The 24,655-nt window shown below is 66.8% G+C and carries 20 protein-coding genes; 12 read left to right on the top strand and 8 right to left on the bottom strand.

What is annotated here, in order from left to right; genetic code table 11:
- Nucleotides 1-13: 13 nt before the first annotated feature.
- From AC07O3_RS28135 to AC07O3_RS28115, 5 genes are all read right to left on the bottom strand, one after another.
- Complete coding sequence (locus AC07O3_RS28135) at nucleotides 14-502, bottom strand: type II toxin-antitoxin system VapC family toxin (protein ID WP_495340853.1); 489 nt, start codon at nucleotides 500-502, stop codon at nucleotides 14-16.
- Nucleotides 499-1,269 (bottom strand): hypothetical protein, encoded by a 771-nt coding sequence (locus AC07O3_RS28130; RefSeq protein ID WP_426391191.1) that lies wholly within the window; start codon nucleotides 1,267-1,269, stop codon nucleotides 499-501. The genes AC07O3_RS28135 and AC07O3_RS28130 overlap by 4 nt, the downstream gene beginning before the upstream one ends.
- Nucleotides 1,270-1,412: 143 nt before the next feature.
- Nucleotides 1,413-2,168: a GntR family transcriptional regulator gene (locus AC07O3_RS28125; protein WP_093053825.1), complete on the bottom strand. Its 756-nt coding sequence runs from the start codon at nucleotides 2,166-2,168 to the stop codon at nucleotides 1,413-1,415.
- On the bottom strand, nucleotides 2,165-3,934 hold the full coding sequence (locus tag AC07O3_RS28120; protein ID WP_495340852.1) for a glycerol-3-phosphate dehydrogenase/oxidase: 1,770 nt from the start codon (nucleotides 3,932-3,934) through the stop codon (nucleotides 2,165-2,167). The genes AC07O3_RS28125 and AC07O3_RS28120 overlap by 4 nt, the downstream gene beginning before the upstream one ends.
- The gene (locus tag AC07O3_RS28115) at nucleotides 3,931-5,418 is read right to left on the bottom strand and encodes an FGGY family carbohydrate kinase (RefSeq protein ID WP_495340851.1); all 1,488 of its coding nucleotides are present in this window, start codon (nucleotides 5,416-5,418) and stop codon (nucleotides 3,931-3,933) included. The genes AC07O3_RS28120 and AC07O3_RS28115 overlap by 4 nt, the downstream gene beginning before the upstream one ends.
- Nucleotides 5,419-5,599: 181 nt before the next feature.
- Here AC07O3_RS28115 and AC07O3_RS28110 point away from each other — a divergent pair, with 181 nt between their 5' ends.
- The 12 genes from AC07O3_RS28110 (at nucleotide 5,600) to AC07O3_RS28055 (ending at nucleotide 21,257) form a co-directional block, all read left to right on the top strand.
- Complete coding sequence (locus tag AC07O3_RS28110) at nucleotides 5,600-6,646, top strand: substrate-binding domain-containing protein (RefSeq protein WP_093076861.1); 1,047 nt, start codon at nucleotides 5,600-5,602, stop codon at nucleotides 6,644-6,646.
- Nucleotides 6,643-8,166: a sugar ABC transporter ATP-binding protein gene (locus AC07O3_RS28105; protein WP_495340850.1), complete on the top strand. Its 1,524-nt coding sequence runs from the start codon at nucleotides 6,643-6,645 to the stop codon at nucleotides 8,164-8,166. Before AC07O3_RS28110 ends, AC07O3_RS28105 begins: the two co-directional genes overlap by 4 nt.
- Nucleotides 8,163-9,200 (top strand): ABC transporter permease, encoded by a 1,038-nt coding sequence (locus AC07O3_RS28100; protein ID WP_489014768.1) that lies wholly within the window; start codon nucleotides 8,163-8,165, stop codon nucleotides 9,198-9,200. Before AC07O3_RS28105 ends, AC07O3_RS28100 begins: the two co-directional genes overlap by 4 nt.
- Before the next feature lie 11 nt (nucleotides 9,201-9,211).
- On the top strand, nucleotides 9,212-10,192 hold the full coding sequence (locus AC07O3_RS28095) for an aldo/keto reductase (protein WP_495340899.1): 981 nt from the start codon (nucleotides 9,212-9,214) through the stop codon (nucleotides 10,190-10,192).
- A gap of 46 nt (nucleotides 10,193-10,238) precedes the next feature.
- Nucleotides 10,239-11,090 (top strand): class I fructose-bisphosphate aldolase, encoded by an 852-nt coding sequence (locus tag AC07O3_RS28090; RefSeq protein ID WP_093053811.1) that lies wholly within the window; start codon nucleotides 10,239-10,241, stop codon nucleotides 11,088-11,090.
- A 190-nt stretch (nucleotides 11,091-11,280) separates the two neighbouring features.
- Entirely contained in the window at nucleotides 11,281-15,990 is a 4,710-nt protein-coding gene (locus tag AC07O3_RS28085) for an Ig-like domain-containing protein (protein WP_495340849.1), read from the top strand.
- A 157-nt stretch (nucleotides 15,991-16,147) separates the two neighbouring features.
- Nucleotides 16,148-16,387: a F0F1 ATP synthase subunit C gene (gene atpE, locus AC07O3_RS28080; protein ID WP_012745530.1), complete on the top strand. Its 240-nt coding sequence runs from the start codon at nucleotides 16,148-16,150 to the stop codon at nucleotides 16,385-16,387.
- Nucleotides 16,388-16,542: 155 nt separating this feature from the next.
- The gene (locus tag AC07O3_RS28075) at nucleotides 16,543-17,748 is read left to right on the top strand and encodes an ABC transporter substrate-binding protein (RefSeq protein WP_093053805.1); all 1,206 of its coding nucleotides are present in this window, start codon (nucleotides 16,543-16,545) and stop codon (nucleotides 17,746-17,748) included.
- Nucleotides 17,749-17,876: 128 nt separating this feature from the next.
- A complete protein-coding gene (locus AC07O3_RS28070; protein WP_495340848.1) occupies nucleotides 17,877-18,797 on the top strand; it encodes a branched-chain amino acid ABC transporter permease in 921 nt (306 codons plus the stop codon).
- A complete protein-coding gene (locus AC07O3_RS28065; protein WP_093053799.1) occupies nucleotides 18,794-19,777 on the top strand; it encodes a branched-chain amino acid ABC transporter permease in 984 nt (327 codons plus the stop codon). Before AC07O3_RS28070 ends, AC07O3_RS28065 begins: the two co-directional genes overlap by 4 nt.
- A complete protein-coding gene (locus AC07O3_RS28060) occupies nucleotides 19,774-20,529 on the top strand; it encodes an ABC transporter ATP-binding protein (RefSeq protein ID WP_495340847.1) in 756 nt (251 codons plus the stop codon). The genes AC07O3_RS28065 and AC07O3_RS28060 overlap by 4 nt, the downstream gene beginning before the upstream one ends.
- Complete coding sequence (locus tag AC07O3_RS28055; protein ID WP_495340846.1) at nucleotides 20,526-21,257, top strand: ABC transporter ATP-binding protein; 732 nt, start codon at nucleotides 20,526-20,528, stop codon at nucleotides 21,255-21,257. Before AC07O3_RS28060 ends, AC07O3_RS28055 begins: the two co-directional genes overlap by 4 nt.
- A gap of 55 nt (nucleotides 21,258-21,312) precedes the next feature.
- On the opposite strand, the gene AC07O3_RS28050 is transcribed toward AC07O3_RS28055, so the two are convergent.
- The 3 genes from AC07O3_RS28050 to AC07O3_RS28040 all read right to left on the bottom strand — a co-directional run bounded on the left by AC07O3_RS28050 (nucleotide 21,313) and on the right by AC07O3_RS28040 (nucleotide 24,492).
- Nucleotides 21,313-21,924, bottom strand: coding sequence for a methyltransferase domain-containing protein (locus AC07O3_RS28050; RefSeq protein WP_495340845.1), 612 nt, complete (start codon nucleotides 21,922-21,924; stop codon nucleotides 21,313-21,315).
- Nucleotides 21,925-22,084: 160 nt separating this feature from the next.
- Nucleotides 22,085-23,542, bottom strand: a complete 1,458-nt coding sequence (locus tag AC07O3_RS28045; RefSeq protein ID WP_093076849.1) for a SulP family inorganic anion transporter — start codon at nucleotides 23,540-23,542, stop codon at nucleotides 22,085-22,087.
- A gap of 236 nt (nucleotides 23,543-23,778) precedes the next feature.
- A complete protein-coding gene (locus AC07O3_RS28040) occupies nucleotides 23,779-24,492 on the bottom strand; it encodes an SDR family oxidoreductase (RefSeq protein WP_097200534.1) in 714 nt (237 codons plus the stop codon).
- Nucleotides 24,493-24,655 lie beyond the last annotated feature (163 nt).

The raw sequence follows: 24,655 nt of genomic DNA, 5'->3' as shown, positions 1-24,655 counted from the left end.
GCTCAATCACGACTCAAACGCGAAGGTCGCCCAGGAGTCCTCGTTGGCCATTGTCAAACCAGGCGGAGTCGAAGCCGTCGGCCAACAAGATCGGCTTCACGACGCTGGTACCAGCGTCGTTCAGTCTGCGTAGGTACTTCACCAAAGTTTGAGCATCCTCTGTGAGGATATGCGTCAACGATTCGCAGATTGCCTGGGCGATCAGCTTGATGTCGTCCTTGACGGCACTTCGATCATCGTTGCCATCTCTCTTGAGATCGCGCATCAGCAACCCTGCGGTCATGGCGTGGTCGATGTTGAAAGGGAGCACTTCGAAATTGCGCAAGGGCAAATCGGTCACTGCTTGCTTAACCTGGAATTCCGAAGCCGCAATTGCCGATAGATACAGCGGTACGCCGCGCTTCAGGGCTTCTCGAAGATAGCTGACCGCAGCTTGATGATGAGCACGCGTCGGATCGGCTAGCGAGATCAGGTAGCTCGTGTCGAGCAGAATCGCGCTCACTCCTTGCTTCCCCGAAGCTCGTCGATCCAAGCACCCGCATCAGGCACATCGCGCCATGCCTTGGCCCCGCGTTGAGTCAAACGATCCAGGTCTTTTTCATCGAGCCGGCTCTCGTGCTCGACGAACTCCAAGAGCTTGGCGCCTCGATACTCGCGTGTCATGACGTTGTATTCCGCAACGATCCGGATCATCGCTGGCTTGTAGAGACGATTGACTTTTTCATCTCGCAGCATTTCACGGGCTGCATCAACCAGCAATGCCTTGCCGTCCGGCAGACGAATGTGGGCGTTGGGCTTTGCATGGCCACCCATGTCTTCGATTTCACCGCGCACATAGCGCTCGACACGTACCCACTGATCCGCATCGTCGGCCCTGAAGTCGGATTCGGCACTGATCACGATGGCAGCGGGCAGAAAATCCGCTGCAATACTCACGCGCCATCGACGACCGCCGCGCGCGCCTTTTTGCCAGCGCTCGATCACCGCGCGTCGCTTCAAGCCGACGCCATCCATCTCTTGACCGTTGGCGAGCTTTCGCAGATCGTTCAGCAAGACAGGATTGGCCGTAGGCGCCGTGCGAATGGCCAGCGATCCTTTTTCGATAGAAATATCGAGCGCGTTGGTATCGACGTCATTGCCGTCGCCGCGAAGAAATTCATCCACGTCCCGGGTAAAGCTGCGCAGCACGGACAGGGGCACTCGGTCGGGCGAGATTTCATATCCAGCCGACTCATCGTGCAAAGCTATCAGCAACTCTTGGGCTTCCATCGGTTCATTCTAGGGGTCGAAGCAATTTCCTTGTAGGGGGCCGTCCAAGGCGCATGCGGCCAATCGAGGCACGAATACGCAGGCACCATCAGTTGTTCGCCCTCCCAGGCCTCGCGCAACGCCGCGAAGAGCTGAGTACCACCTCAGGTCGTCGTCTGCACGTGCAGGCGGCTGGTCTTGCAGCGGTGGAGCGCGCGGTAGTGTTCCAGCGGCCGGCCATTGGCACCGTAGGCGATCGATTCGATGCGCAGCAGCGGCTCGGGCTGCGGCAGGTTGAGCAGCTGGCAGGTCTCGGCGTCTGGCAGCACCGCATCGATCCAGCGTTCGGCGCGCACCAGGCGCAGGCCGTACTGGCGGCGCAGCACGTCGTACAGCGAGCGGTCGTCCAGGCGCGTGCGATGCAGGCCCGGCGCAAGGTCGGCGGGCACCACGGTTTCGACCAGCAGGCGCAGCTCGCCGTCCACGCTGCGCAGGCGCTTCAGCGCGACCACCTGCGTGTCATCACTCAACCCAAGTGACGCGGCTTCCTGCTCGGTGGGCGCGCGCAGTTCCTGGGTGAGGATCTGCGTGCGCACCGAGCGGCCCTTGCGCTCCATCTCGTCGGAAAAGCCGAGCACGGTCGAGACGAAATCCTCGTCGCGCTCGCGTGCCGACACGAACGCGCCGCGTCCCTTGATCTTGTAGATGAGGTTGTTGCGCACCAGGTCGGCCAGCGCCTCGCGCACCACGATGCGCGAGATGCCGAACTGCTCGCCGAGCTCGGCTTCGGACGGCAGCTTGGCGCCGATGGGCAGCGCGCCCTGCAGGATCTGCAGTCGAAGCGCATCGCGGAACTGGGCCCACAGGGGCGACTCGGAGTCGCGGTCGAGCACGGTCGAAGTTTCGGTCGAAGAGTTCACGTTGAGGGCTGGCCCAAGGCCTGAGGAGTCATCAATGATGCATCGAAAGACGGCGGCGCATTGGCCACCACCGGCGAAAGCCGCACGCCGTGGCGCTCGCGCAGGGCGGCGGAGCAGGCTTGCAGTTCGTGGTGTGCCTGCGCAGCGTCCCAGCCGAGCGCCTCGGCTGCGATGCCAGCCATTTCAGCCAGCGCGGCATCGGTGACGAGCCCGCGAATCGCCAGCAGCGTGCGGCGGATCACGAGGTCGTCGAGATGGACCACGCCGGTTTCGAGGCAGAGGAACGAGAGTTCGGCAACCGAGTAATCGGGCGCGTGCTGCAGCGGCACGTCGCCCGAGGCACCGAGGCGCTGCGCCAGCGGCAGCGCCTTCGATCCGTAGCGGCGCAGCAGCACCTGTGCGCGCGTGCGGCCCAGGCCGGAGGTGGCAACCATGCGCTCGACGAAGCGCTCCGTCGCCTGTGCATCGGCAGGCAGCTCCGCACCACCGCCGATGGGCAGCAGTTCGGTCGATGCGGTGCGCGGGCGGCCCAGCTGCTGCAGCACTTCGTTGGTGGCTTCTTCAGCAAGTGCACGAAAGGTCGTCCACTTGCCCCCGACGAGGCCGACGATGGGAATGTCTCGCGTCGCATTCGGCGGGTCGAGCACCACCGAGTGGTCACGCGAGATCTGCCCCGGCTTGTCGGCGTCGGAGCGTGCGAGCGGCCGCACGCCGACATAGGTGTAGACCACGTCGCCGCGCCCGAAGGAGAGGTTCGGGAACACCTCGGCCAGCACGTCGAGCAGGTAGTCGACCTCTTCGGGCTCCGTGCCGATCTGGTCGGGGTCATCCACCGGAATGTCGGTGGAGCCCACCAGCACGCGGTCGAGAAAGGGATAGACGATGCAAACGCGCCCGTCCACCGCCTCGAAGTAAGCCATGCGGCCTTCGAGTGCATCGCGCAGCGCGGGGTGGTCGAGCACGAGGTGCGAGCCCTTCGTGCCCATCACGCGCGAGCCCGCGCCGCCGAGCACGGCCGTGCTGCGGTCGAGCCACGCACCGCTGGCATTCACCACGGTGTCGGCCGTCACTCGCACCAGCGCGCCGGTGATCTCGTCGCGCAAGGTGAGGATGTTGCCCGCGCAGCCCATCACGCGGCAGTAGTTGGCGGCGGCCGAGCGCGGCTGGTCGCGGCAGGCGTCGCCGATGAGTTCGAGGATCAACCATTCGGGGTGGCTGATCCATGCATCGAAGAAGGTGGCGGTCCAGCGCACCGCGGCGCGGAACAGGCTGCGGTCGTTCTGCGGCACGCGGCTGATGCGGTGGTTGGGCATCACGCGCTGGCGGCGGCCCAGCAGGTCATAAAGGCGCAGGCCCGCCGCCACGGCCAGCAGGCCGCGCGTGCGTTGCGGCGGCGTGCGGCCGAAGAACTTGAGTGCACTGCTCATCAGGCCGCCGAAGAAGCTCGACAGCGGCACCACCGTCTTCAGCGGCTGCACCAGGTGCGGCGCGTTGCGCAGCAGCAGGTTGCGCTCGCGCGTGGCTTCGGCCACCAGCGAGAAGCTGCCGTTCTCCAGGTAGCGCAGGCCGCCGTGGATCATGCGCGAGGGCGCGCTACTGGCACCCGCGCTGAAGTCGCCCTTGTCGACGATGAGGCAATCGACGCGCTGCAGGCACAGGTCGCGGAACACGCCGACGCCGTTGATGCCGGCGCCGACGATCACTGTCGAGAAATGACGATCCGCCAGCGAAGCCGGACGCACGAAAGGCAGTTGCCAGGCGCTCATTTCGCAGCTCCCGACAGATGGGAAAACACAGGAGACATGGTGTCGATCAGTTCGTTGAAGCCGGCGTTGAAATCGGCATGGGCGCGTGCCTCGGCGGCATCGGGTTCGACCGTGTCGCAGGGCGCGAGCAAGGCGCTGCCCTGCGCGGCGTGGTCGATGCCTTGCGACATGGCTGCGTAGATGGCTGCGCCGCGCGCGCCGGTTTCGTCGTCGGCGCAGCGTTCGACCGGATGAGCCAGGAAGCCGGCGAGCAGGCGCACGAGGCGCGTGTCGCTCGCACCGCCGCCGAGCACGGTCGATGCGGACACGGGCAGGCCGCAGGCTGCAAGGCGCGCGGTGTGCCGCGCGTGCAGCGCGGCGACCGAATCGACCACCGCGCGCGCCATGTCGCCGCGTGTGTGGTGGCTCTTGAGCCCGACGAAGCCCGCCGTCACGCCGCCACCGCCGTTGACGAAGGGCAGGAAGCGCAGGCCGCCCGCGCCCAGCGGCACCGACATCGCCAGGTCGACGACAGCGCGCGAATCGGGCAGCCCGAGCACGCCGGCCAGCCATGCGATGTTGGCCATCGACGACGGACTGTTCTCCATGTAGAGCCGCTTGTCCTCGCGGCCGAAGTTCACGACGGCGGCAACGTCGGGCTTGGGCTCGATCACCGGCCCGATCACCGCGTTCACGCACCACGTGCCGAAGACCGACACCGCGCGGGCACGCCCTTCCGCGCAGATCGCGGTCATCGAGGCGAGCAGGTCGATGGCGCCCATCGCCACGGGGATGCCGGCGGGCAGGCCGCACAGCGCGGCTTCGGAAGGCCGCAGCTTGCCGACGACCTCGCCGCTCGGCACCAGCGGCCCGAAGACGTGCGGCCCGAGGTCCGCGATGCCCGATGCATCGAAGGCCGCCTGCGACCACGTGCCCGTTGCGATCGACACCAACCCGGCAGTGCTTGCATCACTGGCATCGGTCGCGATCTCGCCTGTCAGCAGAAAGCCGAGATAGTCCTTCGCGAACAGCAGCCGGCGCACCGCGCCGCGCTGCACGGCATCGGTGCCCAGCAACTCGGCCGCGATCACGGTGGGCTGCCCCGGCCACGGCCTGCAGCCGACATCCGCGAACAGAGCATCGCCATGGCCCAGTGAGAGCGAACGTGCACGCGCATCGGCGCGCTGGTCGGTCGACGCCACGGCCCGCCCGCCGACGAGCTCGTTGCGCGCATCGAGCGCATAGAGCCCCGCGCCGTGGCCCGTGCAGCCGATGGCGCGGACCTCGGCCGCGCGGGCGCCGAGCTGGTGGGCGACGTCGCGCAGCACGTGGGTCAGGGCCGCGCGGATCGCCGTCGCGGCCACTTCGCATCCCCCTCCAGGCAGCCGGTCGTGCGGCAGTGGCATTCGGGACAGGGCGATGGAGCGGCCGCTCCCGGCTTCGAGGGCCAGGGCTTTCAGGCTGCTCGACCCCATGTCGATGCCGATCAGTATGTTTGGCTTCATGTCATAACAGCTTCGGCGGAATAAAAGCGCGTTGCCAGTAGCGTTTCCCCTAGTTATCCCGTCAAACGGGCAGCGCGTACATTCTAGCCTGTCATAACAACTGTCGTGACGCAGAGGATCAAAGCGCTGCCCTGAAAAGCAGCATTGCAAGCTGAGCCCACCCAACGTGAGGAGACAAAAAATGAGGCGTAATTTCCTGAAGTCCGCCGCGGCAGCCGGCATCGGCCTGGCCGGCGCCAGCGCATTCGCGCAGCAGCAGGCCGCGGCACCCGCCGCGGGCGGCGGACTGCGTGGCAACCCCAGCGACGTCTACGTGATGAACGTGATGGTGTCGGGGGTCGAGTACTGGTTTCCGGTCTACGAAATGATGAAGCAGCTCGGCCGCACGCTGGGCGTTCGCACCCGCTACACCGGCACGCCGGAGTACGACGTGAACAAGCAACTCGCGTCCTTCGAGCAGGAGCTGGCGCGCAAGCCTGCCGGCATCCTGCTGCACCCGATGAACCCCGACCCGTTCATCGAGCCCATCAATCGCGCGGCGGCGATGGGCATCCCGGTCGTCACCTTCGCGGCCGACTCGCCGAACTCCAAGCGCACCTCTTTCATCACGTCCGACAACGACCGCGAAGGCACGCAGGCCGCTGACGCCATCGCCGCATCGCTGGGCGGCAAGGGCGAATACGCCGTGCTGGAGAACCCAGGCCAGGACAACCACGACCGCCGCATCGCCGCCTTCGTGAACCGCATGAAGGCCAAGCACCCGGGCATGAAGCTGGTCGGCCGCGCCGCCAGCAACCAGGACCCCAACAAGGCCTACCAGGCGGTGTTGAGCCTGGCGCAAGCCAACCCGAACCTGGGTGCCCTCTTCATGCCCGAGGCCAACTCGGCGCTCGGCGCGGCGCAGGCCAAGGTCGAGACCAAGAAGAACATCAAGGTGATGTGCTGCGACGTGAACGCCAAGATCCTCGACATGATCAAGTCGGGCGACGTGTTCGGCGCCATCAACCCGAACCAGGGCATGCAGGGCTACATGGGCATGATGATGCTGTTCCTTGCGAAGAACCCGACACTCATCGACCCGATGAACGACGCCAAGCGCAACGGCACCAACCCGATGGCCGTGCCCTTCCTGGACAACGGGCTCGCGGTGGTCAGCAAGGCCAATGCCGACGACTTCTACTGGGACAAGTACCTCGCCCGCCGCGGCACCAAGGGAATCGGCGAGTGAACGCAGTGAGCGCATTGCTCGAACTGAAAGGGATCAGCAAGCGCTTCGGCGCTTCGCGTGCTCTCTCGGGCGTGGACTTCTCGCTGCACCGCGGCGAGATCCACGCCCTGTGCGGCGAGAACGGCGCGGGCAAGTCCACGCTGATGAACATCATCGACGGCATCCACCAGCCCGACGAAGGCACGATCTCGCTCGACGGACAGAAGGTCGTCATCGACGGCCCGGCGCATGCGATGCGCCTGGGCATCGGCCTGGTGCACCAGGAGATCGCCCTGTGCGGCGACGCCACCGTGGCCGAGAACATCTTCATGCCGGAGATCAACGCCGGCAAAACAGCGTGGATGAACTACGCGAGCCTCAACGAGCGCGCCGCCAAGGTGCTGCAGCGACTGGGGCAGGACATCGATCCTTCCGCGCTGGTGAAGGACCTGAGCATTTCCACGCAGCAGCTCATCGAGATCGCCAAGGCGCTCACGCTGAACTGCAAGGTGCTGATCCTCGACGAACCGACGGCCGCGCTGACCGACAACGAATCGGCCGCTCTCTTCAGGGTGCTGCACGACCTCAAGGCGCAGGGCATCGGCATCATCTACATCAGCCACCGCATGGCCGAGATCTTTGCGCACGGCGACCGCGTCACCGTGCTGCGCGACGGGCACGACGTACACAGCGGCCCGCTCGCCGAGCTGAACGCCGACGACCTGGTGCGCCGCATGGTCGGGCGCGACCTGGGCAACTACTACCCGCCGAAGCAGGAAGACAGCAGCTCGAATGAACACGTGCTCGAAGTGAGCGACATCGCCGACGGCGAACGCGTGCACGGCGTGTCCTTCACGCTGAAGCGCGGCGAGATCCTCGGCATTGCGGGCCTGATGGGCGCCGGCCGCAGCGAGCTCGCCGAAACCGTGTGCGGCCTGCGCCCCGCGCGGCGCGGCACCGTGCGCCTGCGCGGCAAGCAGCTCACGATCCGCAAGTACAGCGACGCATTGCGCGAAGGCATCGCCTACCTCAGCGAAGACCGCAAGGCAGCCGGTGTGTACCTCGACTTGCCCATTGCGCAGAACATCGCATCGATGGCGCTGAAGCGCGTCAGCTCGCGCTTCGGCCTGCTTCAACGCTCGGCCGAACACAGGCTGGCAGTGGAGCTCGGCACCAAGCTCAAGCTGAAGTCCGACGGGGTCGACATCGACGTGGCGAGCCTGTCGGGCGGCAACCAGCAGAAGGTGGCCATCGCCAAGCTGCTGGCCACCAACCCCTCGGTGCTGCTGATGGACGAGCCCACGCGCGGCGTGGACGTGGGCGCCAAGTCGGAGATCCATCACATCCTGCGCGAGCTGGCCAACCAGGGCGTGGGCGTGATCGTGATCTCTTCGGAACTGCCCGAGATCATCGGGCTGTGCGACCGCGCACTGGTGATACGCGACGGCCGGCTGGCCGGCGAAGTGCAAGACAACGAAATGACGGAAGAGGTGCTGCTGCGGCTGGCCTCCGGACTTTGCGAAGAGGAAACGACAGCATGAACTACCCGGCACAACTCGATGCGGGGGCCGCCCCAGGCCTCCAGCCGCGACCACAGACTGGAGGAGGAGGAGGCCCCGTGAAACCCGCCAGCAAACTCGGCAGCATGCGCGAGATGGGCCTGTTGCTCATCATCGCGGCGCTGTGCGTGGGCATGAGCTTCGCGTCGCCCTACTTCCTCACCTGGGACAACGTGCGCGCGATGCTGCTGTCGTTCTCGATCGAGGGCATCGTGGTGGTGGGCATGACGATCCTGCTGATCGTCGGCGGCATCGACCTGTCGGTGGGCTCGGTCGTGTGCTTCGCGATGGTGGTCACGGGCAAGCTCTTCCTCATGGGCTTCGACCCATGGACGGCGGGGCTGGTGGCCATCGGCGCAAGCGCGCTGATCGGCGCGATGATCGGCGGCTGCGTCACGCGCATCGGCCTGAACCACTTCATCGCCTCGCTGGCCTTCATGGTGATCGTGCGCGGCCTGTGCCTGGCGCTCACGCAGGGCACGCCGCAGTCGCTGTTCTCGCTGCCGGCCGAGTTCAAGTTCATCGGCCAGGGCACTCTCTTCGGCATTCCGGCCGTGATCCTGATCTTCCTGGCGATCGTGGTGGCAAGCGACTTCGTGCTGCGCCGCTCGACCCTGCTGCGCCGTGTGTTCTACACGGGCAGCAACGAGAAGGCCGCGCTGTACTCGGGCATTCGCGTGGGCAACGTGAAGTTCTGGGTCACGGTGCTGTGCTCGGCCTCGGCCGGCCTGGCCGGCGTGATCTACACGGCCCGCTTCGGCGCCGCCACGCCCACCTTCGGCATGGGCATGGAGCTCAACGTGATCGCCGCCGCGGTGATCGGCGGCGCCAGCCTCAAGGGCGGCTCGGGCACGGTGCTGGGCGCGGTGCTCGGCCTGGCTCTGCTGTCGGTGGTGACCAGCTCGCTGATCCTGCTCGACGTGTCGCCTTACTGGCAGGACGTGATCAAGGGCCTGATCCTGCTCGCGGCCGTGACCATCGACCACCTCATGAACACGAGAAAGACCAAGCGATGAACAACGCATCGATGAAGAAGACCACGCTCGGCCCCTCGGGCATCGAATGCTCGGCCATCGGCCTGGGCACCTGGGCCATGGGCGGCTGGATGTGGGGCGGCGGGGACAACGCCGCCGCCGTGCTGGCCATACAGGCTTCGCTAGACGCGGGCGTGAACCTGATCGACACCGCGCCGGCCTACGGCCTCGGGCGCTCCGAGAGCATCGTCGGCACCGCGCTCAAAGGCCGCCGCCACGAAGCCGTGATCGCCACCAAATGCGGGCTGGTGTGGCACACGCAAAAGGGAACGCACTTCTTTGAAGAAGACGGCCACCCGGTGTACCGCTACCTCGGACGCGAGTCGATCATCCACGAGGCGGAAGAGAGCCTGAAGCGCCTGCAGACCGACTACATTGACCTCTACATCACGCACTGGCAGGACAGCACCACGCCGGTCGAGGAGACGATGAGCACGCTGCTCGAACTCAGGAAGCAGGGAAAGATCCGCGCCATCGGCGTGAGCAACGTGAGCCCCGAGACGCTCGCCGAGTACCTGCGCTACGGCCCGGTCGACGCGGCGCAGGAGCGCTACAGCCTGATCGACCGCGAGATCGAGCAGACGCTGGTGCCGCTGTGCAGCGAGAACAACGTGGCGGTGCTGGGCTATTCGTCTCTGGCGCTCGGCCTGCTCGCCGGCCCCATCGACCCCGAGCGCAAGTTCAACGGCGACGACCAGCGCGCGAGCAACCCGCGCTTCAGCGCCGGGAACCGCGGAAAGCTCAAGGCCTTCTTCGAAGAGATCGAGCCGCTGCGCAAGCAGCTCGAATGCTCGTTCGGCCAACTGATGATCGCGTGGACGCTGGCACGCGGCAGCGTCTCGGTGGCGCTGTGCGGCGCGCGCGTCAGCAAGCAGGCCATCGAGAACGCGGGCGCCGGCTCGGTGCACCTGCGCGACGACGCGCTGCAGCTCATCGACACGGCGGCCAGCAGGCATCTGCTCGCGCTGGCCTGACCCACCTTTTCTGTCCCACAACCAAACAAGCAAGGATCCCTTTCGTATGTCGAAGGACAAGACCGCACGCCTGAACCGGCTGCTGAACAACGGGCGCTGCCTGGACATCGCGCTCGACCACGGCGTGTGCAACGAGCCCTCGTTCCTCAACGGGCTCGAGGACATGCCGGCGGTGATCGACAAGCTGGTCGCCGCCGGCCCCGACGCCATCCAGCTCAACTACGGCCAGGCCGACCTGCTGCAGGACCGCCCCGGCCGTGACAAGCCCGCGCTGGTGCAGCGCATCGACATGGGCAACCCCTACAACGCCACCGCGCACCGCGTGATGTGGGCCGTGCTGCAGAACGAGCATGACCCGGTGCTGCCGGCCGTGCAGCGCGACGCCGCCTGCGTGGTCGTCAACCTGTTCATGCTGCCCGACGAGCCCGACCTGTTCCGCCAGTGCGTGCAGAACATCGCGCGCGTGCGCGCCGACTGCGACCGCTACGGCATGCCGCTGATGATCGAGCCGCTGGTGATGCAGTCGCCCACGCCCGGCAGCCGCTACATGGTCGACGGCGACGCAGAGAAGATCGTCACGCTGGTGCGCCTGGCGCGCGAGATGGGCGCCGACATCGTCAAGGCCGACCCGACCAGCGACCCGGCCGACTTCCACCGCGTGGTACAGGCCGCGCGCTGCCCCGTGCTCGTGCGCGGCGGCGGGCGCGAGGACCTGCAGCAGGTGTTCGCGCGCTCGCGCGTGCTGATGGACGAAGGCGCCGTCGGCATGGTGTACGGGCGCAATGTGTACCAGCACGCCAATCCGTCGGCGGTGGTCGATGCGCTGATGGCCATGATCCACCGCGGCGCGAGCGCCAAGGAGGCGTGGGACATCTATGAATCGGGCGGCGTGAAATGAGCTGACGCCACCCGACCAAGGAGAGAGCGAGAGAGGGAAGAAGAGGAAGCAAAGGCTGTACGGCGGGCGACGCATGCGTCGCCCGCCGGGGTGCGTCCTGCGCGCGAGCTTTTGCCAGAAGAAAAAAGACGGAGCGAGTTGGCCGAGAAAAAGGGTTCCCCTGCGGACTTCAAACAACCTGGAGGCAACGATGAAAATCCGGTATTACTTGATGGCGTTCCTGCTGCCGTTCGTCACGCTGCTGACGCACGCGGCAATCACCGGGGTCAGTCCGATGACGACCCTGAACAACATGGCGGCAGCGGTTTCCGCGGCCGTCGCCGACCCGCTCCCGCTGCAGGGGCCGGGCCTGGGCAACCTCACCTACACGTCGGCCGAGCTGTTCAAGCCGGTGTCGATGATCACCAGCCCCGCGCACCCGCTCGATCCGGCGCACAGCAGCGCCTACGAATCGCGCGAGGTGCCCGCCACCTACCCGGGCCGCAAGGACTACGGCATGAACGCGGGCATCATGGTCAACGGCTACTTCCTCACCTCCTTCGCGCCGGACAGCGGCCTGGGCCCGGGCGGCTTCCTGCTGTACGACGTGTCGAACCCGCGCCAGATCCAGCTGGTCAAGAAGATCTACGAACCCGAGGCCCGCACCAAGGAGTTCCGCGAAACGCACTCCTTCGGCACCGCGAAGATCGGCGGCAAGACGTACGTGGTGCTGCCCAGCATCAACGGCGTCGAGTTCTGGGACTTCACCGACGTCAACGACATCAAGCAGGTGAAGAAGCTGGCGCTGCCCGGCGTCAACGGCGGCGACTACGAGAACGTGGCCTGGCAGCTCTGGTGGCAGGCACCCTACCTGTACGTGGCGTCGGCGGGCCGGGGCATCTTCATCGTCGATGCCGGGGACCCCGCGAACGCCGTGATCGCGAACCGCGGCGCCGGCAAGCCCAATCCGGTACCCACCGGCGAGCTCGGCGGTTTCCGCATCGGCCCGATCTTCACGATGGGCAACCACATGGTGCTGACCGCGATGGAAAGCAACGGCGGCTTCGCGAGCCTGGACATCTCCGATCCGCTCAACCCCAAGGTGCTCGATTCCATCGTGGGCACCACGCCGTTCTACTACGCGACCTGCTTCGACGGCAGGAACCTGCATGCCTCCGCGCGCAACAGCGGCGCCAGGATGTACAGCTACGACCTGAGCGACCGCTCGCACTTCGTGGCCGAGGACAACCGGCTCGTCATCGACGAACAGCTGTACTGCGCCACGCAGGACAACTACGTCATCCAGGGCGCGCAAACCCGCATCCACAAGGTCGACGTGAGCAATCCGCTCAACCACGTGGAGGTGGGCCGAGGCAGCATCCTGCGCGAGGACGACCCGAACTTCACGCATTCGGACAACGGCCAGGTCGCGATGTTCGGCAATCTCGTCTTCGTGGGCAACGACCATGGCTCGGGCAGCGGCTTCGTCGTGCACTCGGTGGACCCCGACACCACGAAGCCCGAGGTCAAGCAGGTCTCGCCCGCCAACGGAGCGAAGCAGCAGGCGCTGACATCGCGCATCGGCCTGGGCATGACGGACAACATCCGGCCCGAGAGCGTGAACTCCAACACCTTCATCGTGCGCCCAGTCGGCGGCAACACGCTGGCCGGCACCTACAGCGTGCAGCTGGGCATCATCAACTTCCACCCCGACCAGCCACTCTCGCCCGGCACCAGCTATGAAGTGTTCCTGCCGGCCAACGGCGTGAAGGACTATGCGGGCAACGCCATCGGCGCGGACTACAAGTCGACCTTCAACACCGGCAACGCGACCGACATCAACCTGATGCACTACTGGACGCTGGCGGGCAACCTCTCCGACCAGATCGGCGCCAACAACGGCACGCCCGCCGGCGGCGACGCGTTCGAGAGCATCGGCATGAACTTCGCGAACCGCACCACCGGTGTGCCGCTGAAGAACGACAGCGTGGCCACCGTGCTCGGCGGCACCGCGTCGCTGAGCTTCTACATGAAGACCACGCAGGCGGGCGGACCCAACTCGTGGACCGCGCCCGGCATCTTCGGGCGCGACCAGTCCGGCGGCGCGGACGACGTGTTCTGGGGCTGGCTCGACAACGGCGGGCGCATCAAGCTGTCGATCGGCAACGATGCGGGCACCACCTCCACCGCAGCGGTGAACGACGGCGGCTGGCACCACGTGGTGATGACGCGCGACGCGGCCTCGGGTGCGCAGGCCGTGTACGTCGATGGGGTGAAGACCACATCCACAGGCCCCACCGGCAACAAGGGCCTGTCGAACAAGTTCAACCTGCTGGGCCAGATCCAGGGCAATGCCGCGCTCTTCAAGGGCACGCTGGCGGAGGTGCGCGTCTACGGCCGCGTGCTCAACGACAGCGAGGTGAGCACGCTGCGCGGCCAGGCCATCATCGGCGACCCCGGCATCGGCGGCGGACCGAAGATCGTCAACGGCCAGCTGGTGTTCAACCCGGCCACGCTGGGCAGCAGCGGCGCGCAGTTCCGCTGGAACTTCGGCGACGGCACGCAGACTGCCTATTCGAGCCAGCCGAACTACACCTACACCTACACGCGCCCCGGCCACTTCACGGTGACGCTGACGGTGAAGGACAGCAGCGGCCGCGAGACCTTCTACACCTACAACCTCACGGTGATCGTTCCGACCACGGCGCGGGCGCCCACGCACACCACCAACATCGCAGGCGACGCGAACTCGGTGTATTCGGTCAACCCCGACAGCGGCACGGTCGCCGCGATCAACGCGCAGACCCTGGCCAAGCTCTGGGAGACCCGCGTAGGCGATGAGCCGAAGACGCTGGCAGTAGGCCCCGACGGACGCATCTGGGTCACGGTGCAGGGCGAGGACAAGCTGGTCGCGCTCAACGCGGCAGACGGCGCCATCTCCGCCACCGTGGCGCTCGCCTACGGCAGCGGCCCCTACGGCGTGGCCTTCACGCCCGATGGTGCGAAGGGCCTGCTGACGCTGGAGAGCAAGTCGGTGCTGATGAGCTTCGACCCGAACAACGGCGCCACAACCGGTGCGGTCGCGCTCGATGGCGCGCTGCGCGGCATTGCCGTCAACTCCGACTCGCAGGTGGCCTACGTCACGCGCTTCAAGTCGAAGATGACGGGCGGCCAGCTGCACAGGGTGAACCTGCAGAGCATGAGCGCCATGACCACCATCGCGCTGCCGGTGGACACCACCACGGTGGACACGGAGAGCCGTGCGCGCGGCGTGGCCAACTACCTGAGCCAGGTCGTGATCTCGCCGGACGGCAAGCGGGCAGTGCTGCCTTCGAAGAAGGACAACATCGTGCGCGGCAAGTTCAGGGACGGCAACAACCTGGTGCACGACCAGACGGTGCGCTCCATCCTGTCGCAGGTCGACCTGCAGGCGGCGGCGGAGAAGTTCGACGAGCAGATCGACTTCGACGACCGCGCACCGGCGCGCGCCGCGCTGTTCTCCGCGTCGGGCGACTACCTGTTCGTTGCGCAGATGGAAGGCAACCGCGTCGCCATCGTCGATCCGTACAGCCGCTCGGTGCGCGGCGAGATCAACGCCAGCAGCGCGCCGCACGGCCTGTACCTGGACTCGGCGCGCAAGCGGCTGTTCGTCAACAACTTCCTGGCGCGCTCGGTGTCGGTGCACGACGTGGCCTCGGTGCTGAGTTCGGAGACCAATGCCCCGACCTTCCTGCAGAACGTGTCGACGGTGGCGCAGGAGCCGATGGCGGCCGCGGCGCTGCGCGGCAAGCAGGTGTTCTACAACGCCTCCGACCGACGCATGAGCAAGGACAACTACATCTCCTGCGCGAGCTGCCATGCGGACGGCGGCGACGACGGCATGGTGTGGGACTTCACCCAGCGCGGCGAGGGCCTGCGCCGCACCATCAGCCTGCAGGGCCGGCGCGGCATAGGCCACGGCAAGCTGCACTGGACGGCCAACTTCGACGAAGTGCAGGACTTCGAGAACGACATCCGCAACGAGTTCGGCGGCACCGGCTTCCTGACGAATGCGGACTTCGCCGCCACCTCCGACCCGCTGGGCGCGCCCAAGGCCGGCAAGAACGCGCAGCTCGACGACCTGGCGGCCTACCTGGGCTCGCTGAGCAAGTTCATGCGCAGCCCGGCGCGCAACGCGGACGGCAGCCTGAGCGTGGATGCGACGCGCGGCCAGACGCTGTTCAGCTCGGCGCAGTGCGTGACCTGCCACTCGGGCGGCACCTTCCGCGACGGCCTGCGACACGACGTGGGCACGATCCAGGCATCGTCGGGCAAGGGCATGAACCAGCCGCTGGCGGGCGTGGGCTTCGACACGCCGACGCTGTCGGGCACGTGGAACACCACGGCGTTCTTCCACAACGGCCAGGCGGCCACGCTGCAGGACGTGCTCACAAGCGGCCACGGCAACGCCAACAGCCTGCCGGGGGCCGACCAGGTGGCGATCCGCGAGTACGTGCGCTCGCTCGACACCGCACCGGCCGTCGTCGCGCGCATCCGCTCCGACCTGAACCCCACGATGTGCGTGAACATCAAGGGCGCGGCGACCACCAGCGGCACGACCGCCGTGCAATGGCCGTGCGGCAACGCCGGCAACGAGAAGTTCACGGTGAACAGCCTGACGGGCGGCTACGTGCAGTTCGTGGCAGAGCACAGCGGCCTGTGCCTGGCGCAGAACGGCACCGCGACGACGAATGCGCCGGTGGTGCAGCTGGCGTGCACCGCCGGCGACACGACGCAATGGAGCCTGGTCGGCGGGACGGTTCGCAACCGCGCATCGGGTTCATGCCTCGATGTGCCGAACGGCTCGACGACGCAGGACACGGCACTCATCACGTGGACCTGCAACGGCGGCAACAACCAGAACTGGACCCAGTTGCCCTGAGGCTCTGACGCTCCCCTGAAAGCCGGCCGCTTCTTGCGGCCGGCTTTTTTTCGTGCAGCCCATGACCTCCCACGTCATGGACCGTGCGCACCCTCTCTGGGAAAGTACCTCCATCGAATCAATCGATCAATCAACCAACCAACCAGGAGAAAACACCATGACCGGCTTCAACATCCTTCCCCTCGCAGTCGCCCTGCTGATCGGCGTCGCGGCCCTCGGCTCCTGCCTCGGCATCGGACTGGTCGGCCAGAAGTTCCTGGAAAGCACTGCGCGCCAGCCCGAGCTGGTCGACACGCTGCAGACCAAGTTCTTCCTGGTGGCGGGCGTGACCGACGGAGCCTTCATCATCGCCACCGGCATCGGCCTCTGGTTTGCCACCGCCAACCCCTTCGGCTGAGCAGGAACGAGACGGCGCACTGGCACCATTCGTGCTAGCACTGTTGACACCGAATTGTTTACAGTTAAAGTATTTAGCTATCAACGGTTTGATGTCGCCGGTGCCGCATGGGGCGGTACCGGTGCGTTGTTTCATCTTTCCCTGCCGGAGAACCCATGAGCCACCTGCCCCCGAAGTCGCCCGCGCTGCCGCGCACCCTGCTTTCGCTGCTGCTGTGCGGCGCAGCCCTCGGTACCGCGGTGTCGGCCGCTGCCGCACCCGTCAAGGTGGGCCTGGCCCTCGACATCTCGGGGCCATTCGCGGCATTGGGCGCCGAGGCGCGCGACGGCTTCGCGCTGGGCATCAAGCAGCTGGGCGGCAAGCTCGGTGGGCAGGACGTCGAATTCGTGCAGGCCGACATGGCCGGCAGCCCCGACCAGGCCAAGCAGCTGGTCGACCGCATGATCCAGCGCGACAAGATCGACATCTTCAGCGGGCCCATCGGCTCCAACGTGGCGCTGGCCGTAGGCCCCACGCTCTTCAACGCCAAGGTGCCGTACCTCTCGGCCAACGCCGGCCCGAGCCAGTTCGCGGGCGCGCAGTGCAATGCCTATTTCTTCGGCACCGCCTACCAGAACGACCAGTTCCACGAGGCCGCCGGCAAGTTCGCGCAAGACCGCGCCTTCAAGAAGATCGTGCTGATCGCCCCCAACTACCCGGCCGGCAAGGATGCCCTTGGCGGCTTCAAGCGCCAGTTCAAGGGCCAGGTGGCCGACGAGCTCTACACCAAGCTCGGCCAGATCGACTACGCCGCCGAGCTCGCGCAGCTGCGCGCGGCCAAGCCCGACTCGATCTATTTCTTCCTGCCCGGCGCGATGGGCATCAACTTCATCAAGCAGTTCGTGGGCGCGGGCCTGTCGAAGGACATCACGCTCGTGACCAGCGGCTTCTCGGCCGACGAGGACGTGATCGGCGCCGTGGGTGACCCGATGCTCGGCCTGTTCAACACCTCGCACTGGGCGCACGACCTCGACAACGCCGCCAACAAGGCCTTCGTGGCCGCGTTCCGCAAGGAATACAACGGCCGCTACCCGTCGGTGTACGCCGCGCAGGCCTACGACGCGATCCTCGCGATGGACGCTGCCGTGAAGCAGTCCGGCGGCAACGCGCAGAACCGCGAAGCCGTGGTGGCCGCGCTGAAGAAGGCCAACTACGCGTCGACGCGCGGCAACTTCAAGTACGCGAACAACCACTTCCCCATCGAGAACTTCTACCTGCGCGTGATCGGCAAGGATGCGCAGGGCAAGGTCACGAACAAGCTGATCAACACGGTTCTCACGAACTACGGCGACAGCTACGCAGACAAGTGCCCCCTGAAATAGGCTCGCCCCCAGGCTTCGCGCACTTCGTGTCGCTTCTCCTTCCCCCTACCGGGGGCAACACCTGAGGCCCGGCAAAGCCGGTTCCTCGGTGTTCCTCGAATGAAAACGCGAGCAATCCTTGTGATCCTATGAGTGGAATTCTTGTTCTCGAGCAGCTGCTCAACGGCCTCGGCTACGGGCTGATGCTGTTCCTGCTGGCTGCGGGGCTCACGCTGGTGTTCGGCATCATGGACGTGCTGAACCTCGCGCATGGCTCGCTCTTCATGGCCGGCGCATACGTGGCGGCCGAGGTGCACACGCGCACCGGTTCGTTCGCGGCGGCCATCGTCATCGCGGTGGCGGTCACCGTGGTGGTGGCGCTGCTGCTCGAAGTGCTGCTGATGCGCCGCCTCTACACACGCGACCACCTCGCGCAGGTGCTGGCCACCTTCGGCGTGATCCTGGTCGCCGACGACATCGTGACGATGGCCTGGGGCCCGTCGCCTGTGATGGCGCCGACGCCGGCCGCGCTCTCGGGGCCGGTCGAACTGATGGACGGCCTGCCCTACCCGGCCTATCGCCTCGTGATCCTCGTCGGCGGGCTGCTGGTGGCGCTGGCGCTGTACCTGCTGGTGAACCACACGCGCATCGGCATGCGGGTGCGCGCGGGCGCCTCCGACCGGCCGATGGCCGAGCTGATGGGCGTGCGCGTGGGCCGCATCTTCAACGGCGTGTTCCTGCTGGGTGCGGCGCTGGCCGCGCTGGCGGGCGCGTTGATGGGGCCGATCGTCGCGGTGCAGGTCGGCATGGGCGAGGCCATCCTGATTCCGGCGCTCGTGGTGCTGGTGATCGGCGGCATCGGTTCGGTGCGCGGCGCCTTCGTGGCTGCACTGCTCGTGGGCGTGGTCGACACCGTGGGGCGTGCCTTCGTGCCGATGCTGCTGCGCGCCACACTGCCGCCGGCTACTGCAGCCGACCTGGGGCCGCTGTTCGCCGAAGTCGCGATGTACGCGCTGATGGTGGTGGTCCTCATCTTCCGGCCCTCGGGCCTTTTCTCGGCACGCGCATGAAGTCCTCACGCTACATCGGCCTCGGGCTGCTCTTCGTGCTGCTCGCGGCGTTTCCGCTGGTCGCGCCTGTCTTCGGGCTCGAGTTCTACATCGGCTTCGTGCGGCGCGTGCTCATCGTGGCGCTGGCTGCCGCGAGCCTCAACTTCATCCTCGGCTTCGGCGGCATGGTGGCGCTGGGGCACGCGGGCTTCATCGGCGTGGGGGCGTACACGGTGGTCGCGCTCAGCGACGCGGGCGTGATGTCGGCGTGGGTGATGTGGCCGCTGGCCGCGCTCGTGGCCGGCCTCGTCGCGGCGCTGATCGGCACGGTGGCGCTGCGCACGCGCGGCGTGTACTTCATCATGACCACGCTGGCCTTCGCGCAGATGCTGTATTTCGTGGTGGTGTCGCTGCGCCGCTATGGCGGCGACGACGGCTACACGCTGATGTCGCGACCCACGCTGCTGCCGGGGCTGGACCTGGGCAATGAAGCCAACTTCTACTGGGTGGTGCTGGCGATCGTGGCGCTCGCGCTCTGGTGGCTGCACCGTGCGACGCAATCGCGCTTCGGCCATGCGCTGATGGGCATCCGCGACAACGAGACGCGCATGCGGGCGCTGGGCTATCCGGTGTTCCGGCTGCAGCTGGTGGCGTTCGCGATTGCAGGCGCCATCGCGGGGCTGGCCGGTGCGCTGCTCGCGGGCGGCAACGGATTCGTGAGTCCGGCGACGATGCACTGGACGCAGTCGGCCACGCTGCTGGTGATGGTCGTCATCGGCGGGCTGGGGCGCAGCTGGGGCGGGCCGGTAGGCGCTGTTGTCTGGCTGTTGCTCGAAGAGGCGTTGAAGCAGCACACGGAGCATTGGCATATGCCGCTGGGGTTGTTGCTGATCGCTGTTGCGTTGTGGGCACCCAAAGGGCTTGCCGCCCTCTACAAGCGCCGCTTGCCCCTCACCCCAACCCTCTCCCCGGAGGGGCGAGGGAGTAAGACGACACCATGAGCCTTTTCAGAATCGAAGGGTTGGTCAAGCGCTTCGGCGGACTGCTGGCGACCGACCATGTGAACCTCACCGTGGAGCGCGGCGAAGTGCATGCGCTGATCGGGCCGAACGGCGCGGGCAAGACCACGCTGGTGAACCTGATCACCGGCCTGCTGAAAGCCGATGCCGGCCGCATCCTGCTCGACGAAGCCGACATCACGAAGCTGAAGGATCATCAGCGCGTGGCCGCCGGCATGTCGCGCTGCTTCCAGGTGACGCGCGTGTTCCCCAAAGAAACCGTGCACGACAACCTCATGCTCGCAGCGCAGGCCCATGCGGGCACCAGCCTGCGCTTCATGGCGCCGCGCGCGAAGGAACGCGACCTCGTCGATCGTGCAGTGGCGCTTGCGGACCGCGTCGGCCTCGGCAGAGAACGCGAGCGCATCGCGGGCACGCTGCCGCACGGCGCGCAGCGCGCGCTCGACGTAGCGCTGGCGCTCGCGGCCGAGCCCAAGCTGCTGCTGCTCGACGAGCCGATGGCCGGCATGGGTCCGGACGAATCGGCGCGCATGGTGGAGCTGATCGAATCGCTGCGCGCATCGATGGCCATCCTGCTGATCGAGCACGACATGGACGCGGTGTTCCGCCTGGCCAACCGGCTCACCGTGCTGGTGCAGGGCAAGGTGCTGATGAGCGGCACGGCCGACGAAGTGCGGGGCCACCCCGACGTACAAGCCGTCTACCTCGGCACGGAAGCGGAGGGCCACTCATGAGCACGGCCAACACATTGCTCGAAGCGAAATCCATCGAAGCCGGCTACGGCGCGAGCCAGGTGCTGTTCGGCATCGACCTCGACATCCGCCCCGGCGAAGTGCTCGCACTGCTCGGGCGCAACGGCATGGGCAAGAGCACGCTGCTGAAGGTGTTGACCGGCACGCTCTCGCCGATACGCGGCAGCGTGCACTTCGGCGGCGCGGCCATCGGCGGCCCGAACAAATCGATGCGGCCCGACGCCATCGCGCGGCGCGGCGTGGCCATCGTGCCCGAAGGGCGGCATGTGTTTCCCAATCTCAGCGTCGATGAGCACCTGCGCGCCTTTGCAAGACCGCGTCCGGGCAGCGCGCCGCGCTGGACGCTCGACGCGCTGTACGGCCTGTTCCCTCGCCTGTCGGAGCGCAAGGCCAACGCGGGCAACCAGCTCTCGGGCGGCGAGCAGCAGATGCTGGCCATCGCCCGCGCGCTGTCGACGCACCCGCGCCTGCTGATCCTCGACGAAGCCACCGAAGGGCTGGCCCCGGTGATCCGCGAGGAGATCTGGCACTGCATTGCCACGCTCAAGGCCGAAGGCGAGGCGATCCTGGTGGTCGACAAGTACGTGCAGCGCCTGCTGCCGCTGGCCAACCGCCATGTGATCCTCGAACGCGGGCGCGTGGTGTGGCAGGGCGACTCGGCTGCGCTGGACGCCGACCGGTCGCTGTGGACGCGCTACCTGGGCGTGTAGGGCCTCCGTTCGCCCCCTGGTTCGCGCGGCTTCACGGCGTTCACGGCGCTGTGTCTCATTGCGGCCGAAGCGCGAGGAAGTAGACCCACGCTTCCTCGTTGCGGCCGATGCGCTCCATCTCCCAATGCGTGCGCAAGCCGGCCTCTCCAAGCTGCGCGGCGAACAGGTCTTTCGCCCAGTACACGGTGTGACAGTCGCCATTCGTCTCGCCTTCGCCGACTCGCATGGAGACCAGGAAGGCACCGCCGGGCTCGAGTGCGTCGAAGACCTTGCGCAAGATCGGGCCGATCTGCGCGCGATCGACATGAATCAGCACGCACATCGCGAGGATGGCGTTGTAGGGCCCGCCCAGCGCATCCGTGATGACGTCGAGCAGTTCGCCCTTCTTGCCGCGCTCCGCCTGCAGATCGAGAAATGCCTGTGCCGCATCGGTGCGCCTGACGACCCCGCCCAGGGACTCGATGAAGTCGGCGTCCCGCCCCGGACCGGAGCCGATCTCGAGCACGGTGCCGCCGGTGGGCACGAACTGCATCATCCGCCGCATCGCGTCCGCGATTTCGGGCTGCAGCGGGTGTTCGGCCACGATCGCGTTGTACTCGCGAGCAGAACCTTCGTAGGACTGGACGGTGCGGTGCGATTTCTCCAGCGCCTGTGCGGAGATTTTCATGAGCAGCCTTTCCGGCCCATCGGACATCCGGCGGGACCTGGATGGAAAGTCTAGGTCCAACGCGCCATCCGGCTCATGGGGAAAATTGCCTAGGCGCTGACCGGTGCCGTGGCGTGCGCGAGCCGCAGCGCGCGGGAAGGCACGGCGCCCGCCTGACCTTTCAGTCGGGCGCGGTATCGAGCTGCAGCACCAGGTCGCGGCTGGCCTGGTTCATGCCGGCCACGTCCACCACGCTGCCGTGCTTGCGCAATCGCTCGACCACTTTCTTCAGCGCGGCCACGGCGGTCACGTCCCAGAAATGTGCTTGCGACACGTCGATGCGCACCGCTGCACCGTCGATCTCGCGCACGTCGAAGGCGTCGACCAGCATGTCGGCGGAAGCGAAGAACACCTGGCCGGTGACGCGGTAGACGCGCGCGCCGTCGGCGTCCTGCGCTGCATGGACATGCAGCAGCCGCGCCACCTTGAATGTGAAGAACACGCCGCTGAGCATCACGCCCGTGGCCACACCCGCGGCAAGGTTGTCGGTGGCCACGGTGACGGCCACCGTGGCGAGCATCACCGCGCTCGACATGCGCGGATGCCGCACCAGCGTGCGCAGCGAGCCCCAGTCGAAAGTCGAGGCCGACACCATCACCATGATCGCGACCAGCGCCGCTACAGGCACCTGCGACACCCAGGGCTTGAGCAGCACCATGAGGATCAGCAGGAACGCGCCCGCGAAGAGCGTGGACAGCCGCCCGCGCCCGCCGTAGCGCACGTTGCTCACGGTCTGGCCGATCATTCCGCAGCCCGCAATGCCGCCGAAGAAGCTGGCCGCGACATTGGCCACGCCGAGGCCGCTGCACTCGCGGTTCTTCGAGCTCGGTGTGTCGGTCAGCTCATCGACCACGCTGGCGGTCATCATCGACTCAAGCAGCCCGACCATCGCGATGGCGAACCCCGGCAGCGCGATGATGCGCAAAGTCTCGAGCGTCAGCGGCACGTCGGGCAGCGCGAACGCCGGCAGCGCGCCGGGCAGTTGCCCGAGGTCGGCCACCGTCTTCAGCGGCAGCCCCAGCCAGTGGCCCACCAACGTCACCACCACGATGCACACCAGTGGCGAAGGCACGATCGTTGTGATGCGCGGCAGCAAATAGATGACGGCCAGCCCGAGCCCGACCATGGCCCAGGTCGCGGTGTTGGCACCGATGAAATGCGGCATCTGCGCCGCGAAGATCAGGATGGCGAGTGCGTTGACGAAGCCGGTACGCACGGACGACGAGACGAAGCGCATCAGCACACCCAGGCGCAGCAGGCCGAACACGATCTGCATTGCACCGGCGAGCACGCCGGCAGCCAGCAGGTACGGCAGGCCGTGCGCATGCACCAGCGGCGCGGCCACCAGGGCCACAGAGCCGGCCGCGGCCGACACCATGGCCGGCCGGCCGCCGGCGAAGGCTATGACGATGCCGATGACGAAGGAAGCGAACAGGCCGACCGCCGGATCGACGCCGGCTACAAAAGAGAAAGCGATGACTTCGGGAATGAGAGCGAAGGTGGCGACGGCACCAGCCATGAGCTCGCGGGGAATGCTGGGGCACCACTCGGTGCGCAGGCGACTGTGGGAAGAAGACATGGAAAAAGAAAAGCAGCCCGCATGCCACCGGCAAGGCGGTGCGGGAGATGGCAGGACAAGGGCCGGCGTGCGACCCGTGCGCGTCGCGTCGGCCGAAGCCGCCGCGCATCACTGCGCTCGCGTCAAGGAGGCGTCGGCCGCGAGCAACCCGACTGCCGGCGGCGAATGGGAAAGCGGGGCATCCTCGGGCACATGGGCGAGATTGTAGAGAGCGGCCTGTCGCCGGCCGCCGGGCTTCACACCGAGCGCGTGATGCCGCCGTCCACGCGCAGGTTCTGCCCGGTGATGTAGCCGGCGCCCTCCGACGCGAGGAAACCGATCACGGCCGCGATCTCGCTGCTCTTGCCGTAGCGGCCCATGGGAATGCGGCCGCGGAATTCGGCCTTCTCGGGCAGGCTGTCGATGAAGCCGGGCAGCACGTTGTTCATGCGCACGTTGTCGGCCGCGTACTTGTCGGCAAAGAGTTTGGTGAAGGCTGCGAGGCCCGCGCGGAACACGCCCGATGTGGGGAACACCGGGTCGGGCTCGAAGGCGGCGAAGGTGGAAATGTTGATGATCGTGCCGCCGCCCTGCTTCACCATCAGCGGCGCAACGAGGCGCGCGGGGCGCACCGCGCTCAGCAGATAGACGTCCATGCCGCGGTGCCAGTCTTCGTCGGTGATGTCGAGGATGGGTGCGCGAGGGCCGTGGCCGGCGCTGTTGACCAGCACGTCGACGCGGCCCCACTGGGCAACGACCTTGTCTACGAGCCGCTTCAGGTCGTCGTTCGACTGGTTCGAGCCGGTCACGCCGATGCCACCCAGCTCGGCAGCCAGTGCCTCGCCCTTGCCCGACGACGAGAGGATGGCTACACGAAAGCCGTCGTCTGCGAGCTTGCGTGCTGCTGCGGCGCCCATGCCGCTGCCACCTGCGGTGACGATGGCTACTTTTTTCTGTTCTTCAGAAGACATCCGGGATTCCTTGGTTCATGCGGAGCCTGCATTTAGCCAAGGAATCGGGGCTCTTGCCATTCAGGCTCTTGTCTTGTTGTTCAGGGCGAGTGCGAATGACACCGGGTACTCCCCTCCGCGAATGTCCCCCGGCCTGCGGCCTCCTCCTTTATTTCGCTGCGGG

Source organism: Variovorax sp. GW821-FHT09D05, assembly GCF_059416325.1.
This window is presented reverse-complemented; position numbering and strand designations above follow the sequence as displayed.